Source organism: Pseudomonas sp. EA_65y_Pfl2_P74, from assembly GCF_963970575.1.
In the GTDB taxonomy this organism is placed as follows: Bacteria; Pseudomonadota; Gammaproteobacteria; order Pseudomonadales; family Pseudomonadaceae; genus Aquipseudomonas; species Aquipseudomonas baetica_A.
In genome coordinates, this window is record NZ_CAXAOQ010000058.1 from 1 (window position 1) to 6,119 (window position 6,119).

General features: G+C 52.2%; 7 protein-coding genes. 2 read left to right on the plus strand and 5 right to left on the minus strand.

The genetic code is table 11. From position 1 onward, the window contains the following. Positions 1-345: 345 nt before the first annotated feature. From AACY18_RS27580 to AACY18_RS27600, 5 genes are all read right to left on the minus strand, one after another. On the minus strand, positions 346-1,542 hold the full coding sequence (locus AACY18_RS27580; protein WP_253277981.1) for a hypothetical protein: 1,197 nt from the start codon (positions 1,540-1,542) through the stop codon (positions 346-348). A gap of 42 nt (positions 1,543-1,584) precedes the next feature. After that, complete coding sequence (locus AACY18_RS27585) at positions 1,585-2,457, minus strand: restriction endonuclease (RefSeq protein ID WP_339466799.1); 873 nt, start codon at positions 2,455-2,457, stop codon at positions 1,585-1,587. A 299-nt stretch (positions 2,458-2,756) separates the two neighbouring features. Beyond that, complete coding sequence (locus AACY18_RS27590; RefSeq protein WP_256344286.1) at positions 2,757-3,146, minus strand: hypothetical protein; 390 nt, start codon at positions 3,144-3,146, stop codon at positions 2,757-2,759. Positions 3,147-3,148: 2 nt separating this feature from the next. Next, positions 3,149-3,619, minus strand: a complete 471-nt coding sequence (locus AACY18_RS27595; RefSeq protein ID WP_339466801.1) for a hypothetical protein — start codon at positions 3,617-3,619, stop codon at positions 3,149-3,151. Positions 3,620-3,659: 40 nt separating this feature from the next. Beyond that, positions 3,660-4,055, minus strand: a complete 396-nt coding sequence (locus AACY18_RS27600; protein WP_339466804.1) for a DUF6957 family protein — start codon at positions 4,053-4,055, stop codon at positions 3,660-3,662. Between the two features lie 201 nt (positions 4,056-4,256). On the opposite strand from AACY18_RS27600, the gene AACY18_RS27605 reads away from it, so the two are divergent. Together AACY18_RS27605 and AACY18_RS27610 are read left to right on the plus strand one after the other, a co-directional pair. After that, positions 4,257-4,664, plus strand: a complete 408-nt coding sequence (locus tag AACY18_RS27605) for a helix-turn-helix domain-containing protein (protein WP_230081863.1) — start codon at positions 4,257-4,259, stop codon at positions 4,662-4,664. 81 nt (positions 4,665-4,745) lie between these two features. Beyond that, the gene (locus AACY18_RS27610) at positions 4,746-5,846 is read left to right on the plus strand and encodes a DUF4238 domain-containing protein (RefSeq protein WP_339466802.1); all 1,101 of its coding nucleotides are present in this window, start codon (positions 4,746-4,748) and stop codon (positions 5,844-5,846) included. The last annotated feature ends 273 nt before the right edge of the window (positions 5,847-6,119 follow it).

Below are 6,119 nucleotides of genomic sequence, written 5' to 3' on the forward strand. Positions count from 1 at the left end.
CAACATTTCCATGCTGATCACCCTGTGTTCTCCTGCTCAAAAAGTGAGCAGAAGCAGTTGAACACCTGGGTCAGTTTTCAGTCGGCAGAACAGCCTCTACTGGGTCAGTTTTCGGTCAGCGGCAACACCTACTGACGCAACGACACTTACTCCGACTAGCGAGGGCGAGGAGCTGCCCCATCATGCTTTGCTCGACGCCAGGATTATCGCTGGCATGTTTGCTCAGTGATGCCAGGGTACTGTTGCGGGTCGCTAACCTTTACGACGGTGAAGTGACGTCTAAACCTCTAGTTCAGTGCAGGAATTCGTTGAGGTTACGCTTCATGGGCTGGCCATGATGGTGAATCAGCGTGGGGGCAGCTCAGTGAAGCGAAGTCTGGGATAGATCCTCTGTTCAACCGCGCACTCGGAAATTTGCCAGAATGCCGAAAGGAGTGCCTGCTCTGACGGGCAGTGCCGCGTCATAACCTCGAACTCGTTGTAATCAAATGCCACTACACGAACACGTACATCATCCATGAAATCCAAGATCATGGCCCCGTACTCTTCATAGGTATCGCTAAACAGCTCTTTTACCACCACGACTCCTACAAGGGGACGTGCTGCAAGATCGATTTTGAGGGGCGTACCATCAACAAGCCGCAGCGCGGGATTCCCCTCACGCTCGATAGTTGAAACTGCGCCACGTAGCTGCGATAGGCCTCCTTTCAACTGACTCAGGGCCTTCTTACGCTTTCGTTCAAGCTTTGTCCCCATCATCTCAGCTGTGTTTGGGCTGTCCTTAGCCTGTAGTAAAAGCGTGACCTCCGTCCCCAAAACAACAGCATCGGTCAGCTCTTCCCCATCGGAGACTTTCACTGGCCCATGGATGATTTGCTCCGCCGAGTAAGCACGCTGGAGCAGATAGATGATATCCAGCTCCTGTAGGTGTCCTGGCTCCGGTCGCTCAAGGTGAGTATTTGAGAAACCTCTGGAGCCCTGGAAGCCTTGGCGAGTGAGGTCGGTGATCAGGAAGTCGCTTGGAAATAGATCCTCCAAGAGCGTCAACGTTACTGCTCGGCTGTCGTCTTCCCTAGTCGTAAAGCTGAACCAGTCATCTGCCTGCTCCATCATGAGATGCCAGTGCTCCTTCCCCAAGGGATTGACACCCTTTGCATGCTTTCGGAGCTCTTCAAGGCTAGCGTGCGCTGTACTACTAAGAAGCTCGCGATTGTGTTCATCAAAAAAACAGACGCTAAAATGGTCAGGAAGGCTTTTCAGCCCCTCTGTAAAAGGATCGCTACCCATCAGGGGTGTTTTAATAGTCAGCGGACTAATCGGGTCATCAAAGCAGGCCGTCAACAGCGTCAGGCCTTGCGCCTCATCAGACTCGTATGGCGCGAGATAGAACTTCAGCTCGCGCTTCTCACGTGCGGCGAGGATAAATTCTTTGCCCGCTTTGACCACGAGCACTGGGCCGTCAGGGCCATCTACAATCCAAAGACCACGACCGAGCGATGCAACGTCCTGAAGCACTTCGGGCTTCATGATGGTTAGGTACATTGGAGCCCCTGATGAAATTTCCCATAGCTTTGCCGCATGGGCTTAGAACAATTGATCCAAAGGTACGAATACTGAACCTGTCTCAGCAGCCGCCCGCACTTTGCGGTCGATTACATCTGCGAATGGTATGTGCTTCTCTAAAGCATCGTTGATATCTTTTCCCGAAATGCATATCAGGCTCTTGCCGCGTCCAAATGCCTCCAGCCCAACGTCAGTGAATCCGTAGTAACTGATAAAAACACCTCGTGTCCAAGCTGCCTTTTCGCTGATCTTGCCTTGAAGGATGTGCAGCTCCCCTGCACCAACAGGGTTCATTACCCATTTCGCCTCAACAAGGTAGATATCCCCTCGACACTGGAAGCTTCCATCTATCTGTTCCCCCGTATTCCGAAATGGTGCGCGAGGTTGGAGGCTGGATGCCTCAAACAGCTGCTGGAGGAAAGTCTCGAATGCGTAGCCACGTGCTTGAGGAGCGAGCTTATGAATGTCCAATAGGGCCCTCTTCAACTGAGCCGCCTGATCAACATTTACCTGACGCACAGCTGCGAACGGATCGGCCTTGATGACGTCGGCAGATGAGCCGGATTCCAAGCCTTGAATCAAAGTCAGGAAGCGCCCCTCGGCGTTAACCACAGGTTCACCTTTGTGTTGGTTGGCCAGCGCAGCCTGACGATATTGCCAGAGTGATTTGAGCGCTCGCACGCAAGTCGGTGTATCGGCAAGCGTGAGGAAGCTCCGCAGGCGCCTAGCTTTGGATGTGCCATCCGCAGTGAACAGCGGATCATCAATATCGATCTCCAGCTCTCCGAGGAAGAACTGGGACATGGTGCGGTCTGAGAAGTCCAACACGTAGCCCCCTTCCATCTCGAAAAGAAGGTCGATTAGCTTCATATCCAGTGGTTTGATCTTCGGCATGCCACACGTCCTTGGCTAAGCATAGGGAACCGAGCATACGATATCGCTGAAAGTGTCCAATAACTATCTGCTCCCGAGGAAGCGGTCAAAACCTCGGAGACCGGATTCAATGGCCAACGGTTAGGGAATCGAACAGGCACCATTGTGCTGGCGTCCGAAATGGCAAGCGGAGCGCACAGGCCCAAGTAGGGCCGGAGACTTGAGGATGGAAACTCGAAGGGGCCAAGTCCCGCAACAGCGGGATTGGTTCACGACAGCCGTCCCCGAGGCGGGGCAAGCCCAAAACAACGACCTCGGTGCTACTGGAGGCGATCAGGCGTTGGCAGATACCTGTCTCCCGCTATGCGCATGAACTCACGCAGACTATGCCGTCCGACATCACGCCTAAACGTCGCAATGACGTACTTGGAGTTGACCGTGTTGATAACCCAAAATTTACCTTCCTTCGTAACGGACTGAATGTCCGATGTCCGAATCAGCCTACCATCTGCAAACCGTTGGTACGGCCCAGGGCAAATGTGACTGAACACCACGCCAACGGCACTGCACGCATGAATGTGGACATTTACTAGGTAGGCCGTCACCAGCCCGTCGTAGTCTTGACTCACTGCTTTGGCGATGCGAAGGAGGTCGAAGTCCGAGTAGCGCTTTTCGTGTAAATCGACTGCGACTGTATTGATGTCGTCCATGGCTACACAGCCTCCGAAGCTGAGGCTACGCCGGTGGTCGCAGCACTGCGCCGATATAGCTCCCTGACGCCAACTAAGGCATCAACATCGAGGTCGCGCTGATGGGTATTGACGTACACATCACCACTCTCGACCTGCAGAACACAGATCGGCACTTCAGCCTGGTTGAACCCCATGGAAAGCGATTTCAGCTTTTCCATCTTCCAGCCTGACCCTTTGTTCATCCATGCCGGGGTAACGACCTGGACATCTTGAATGACAATGCTCTCGTCTTGGGAGACCAGCAGCTCCACCAAGCGAGGCTCATCGTTCAGCATCTCTTCATAAGCTACGAACCGTCCCTCATGCCGGCGCTTGAGACTGACGTGATACCAATGAGTAACCAAGGATCGCGACAAGGCGTGAAAGTGAGCGAGACCGTCCCCAAACATACCCACCGGGCCGGCCTGGTCTTGCATGCTAATCCTGAACATCGTGCATCTCGTGTGGAGCAGGCCTGCTTAGCGCCTGCGATTAACATAAGCCGAATATTGTCTTGAGCGATGCGGTCATCTCGCGCCCTGTGCCTACCAAGGCATACACCGTATTCCGGGTCTCGAACAGGCAAACGCCGTCGAACGACTTGCACAGGGTCGAGCGTACCCAGCCCCCTGGAGGGAACCGGCCCTGGCTGTCGTAGGTGACGCAATGGGAATAAAGGAACATTGTCTGCAGGCCTATGGCGCGAACCCTGGCGAGCGATTCAGGAGGCTCGTCCACGTGAAAGATGAGCCAGTCTTCGACCAAACAGTACGGTTTCCGACCGAAGCGATCCGCCACCAATGCCTCTATTTCGGCTTGAGGTAGCTCTGTTCCGAAGGACGATATCTCACCCTCCCGGAGCAACTCGTGCTCCGAAGAATTACCCATAAATTGATGATCCTCATGACGACAGCAAAATTCAGCGTGCGGAGCACGTGTTGATTGGCGCAGGCAGGCTGCAAATCCCATCGCTATGACTATATACATTTGAATGGGATCAATCAAACGCGGCATACCGTCTCCTTTTGGGGGAGAACAGCCTGGATGTCTTTGCGCAAGGCGTACGCAGCAACATTACAGTGGCTAAGGATGCGGCGGGGCTTATCGCAGACAGAGCTCCAAGCCCAGACCGATCAAGGGCACATCAGCCGATTGGAGGCATCGACTAGATCAGCCAGTGTCGACCTAACTGCTGATATCGCTCAGGCATTGGGGGTAACACCACTTACATTTCTCACACTGGTAGCTGCCTCCCATGAGGGTAAGACGGCACGCTCAGCTTTGAATGAGACGCTCGCTGAATTGCTCGTCTTGGGTGTTCTCGACGAGGTGCTCCCTAGTGAGCCAAACAAACTTGTAGCCCCCCAATCAGCCGCTGCTGCAGAAAAACTGAAGGCGGTACGGGAACTGAAGAATACTGGGCTTTCCCAGTTGGAAGTCAGTCGGCAGTTGGGACTGCCACGCAGCACCGTTGGTCGGCTTTGGCACATAGAGTGAGTGCCGGGTGTCCAGCCTCATGCTCCTGTCGAAGTTTCTGGTAGGCAAACATCGCTACATGGGCTAAATACGGAAGTTTACATGGTTAACATCACAAAAAATCAGCATTATGTTCCTCGACTATTAATTAGAAACTTTGCTATCAAAGGCAAAGTTTGGACATACGATAGCTCTCGCGATATTCTTCGCGCCACCAAGCCTGAAGGTGTTTTGTCAGAAAACTTCTTTTACGACAAAGATAACCAAGTTGAAAATTTTCTTTGTACCGTTGAGGCGCTGGCAGCCCCTAAGATTGCTCAGATAATAGCTAACCCAATTGAGAGAATTCCGCGTCAGGACGTCGATCTTCTTCGTTTTGTCTTGGTTCAGTTAGGAAGAACACCCGGCGCTTACGGGACGGCAAGAGGTAATTTGAAAAGCTACACAGACTCATATGTGGCCCAGCAGCTTAAAATCCTTGGTCATGATCCCAAGGAATTTGAAGGGGTATCGATAGTGCTTGAGGATGAGAAGGATCTGTTAAGGATCTCAGCAGTCGGAAGCGCTTTGAATTGGCCACTCATTCGAGATCTGGAGCCCCACGTATTTATTAACTCAACACCCTTGGATTTTGTACTTTCAGACAATCCATCCTGCTTTTATAATTGGTATTTAAAAGACGAAACTGGTATGTGTGCCACCAGCCTGACGAAGCAGGGGGTACATATTTTTCTACCCATATCAAATCGCTTAATGCTTACCTTTTATGATAGTCGTACCTATAAGGTGGGCAATGGGCGGGATGGCTTTACCAAGTTAAACTCCACAGAAGACGTCAGGCTATTGAACTCTCTGCAGTTCCGAAGTCGGACGTCGTCAGTGATTTTTAGTTCGAGCTCTCAAGCTCAGTATGTCAAAGACAGTTGCCAAAGGCTTGAGCCAGACTCACTCTTTCAAAGCAATTGGGATACCACAGAGCCCGTACCCATCGGCGGAGATAAGCTCTCAGCCCAACATTTTGTGTGGCGCTCTCAGCTCAGGCTCAGTCGATGGCTGTCAGTGGTCAAGATTAAGAGAAAGGCAAACCGGTTCGGAGATCGCGGGCAGGATCGTGACCCGGAATTCGTAGCGGATTTTAAACTTATGATGGAGAACTTAGAGACAGTACGAGCACATCATAATGGTGGCTCCCTGATGACTTAAAGCTACCTCAAATGAGCGGCCCTGCCTTGGCGGTTTTTAGGTCTGAAACAAAGTCATGAGATTTTGGTGGATGTGGTGTGCTACACCAACCTGGGCGCCATCAGTAGGATTTACTATCAAAAAATTTTAGACGACCGATGGCAGACTTTCGGCGTTTTTCAAGGTTGTTGTCGCGTCGCCGTCTAACTATGCCGCTCTTTTCTCGGTCTGCTGCTGCCGATCCGGGTTCAACATCACAGTGCCCATCGGCTCCCAGTTTCTTGTCTGGCCAGA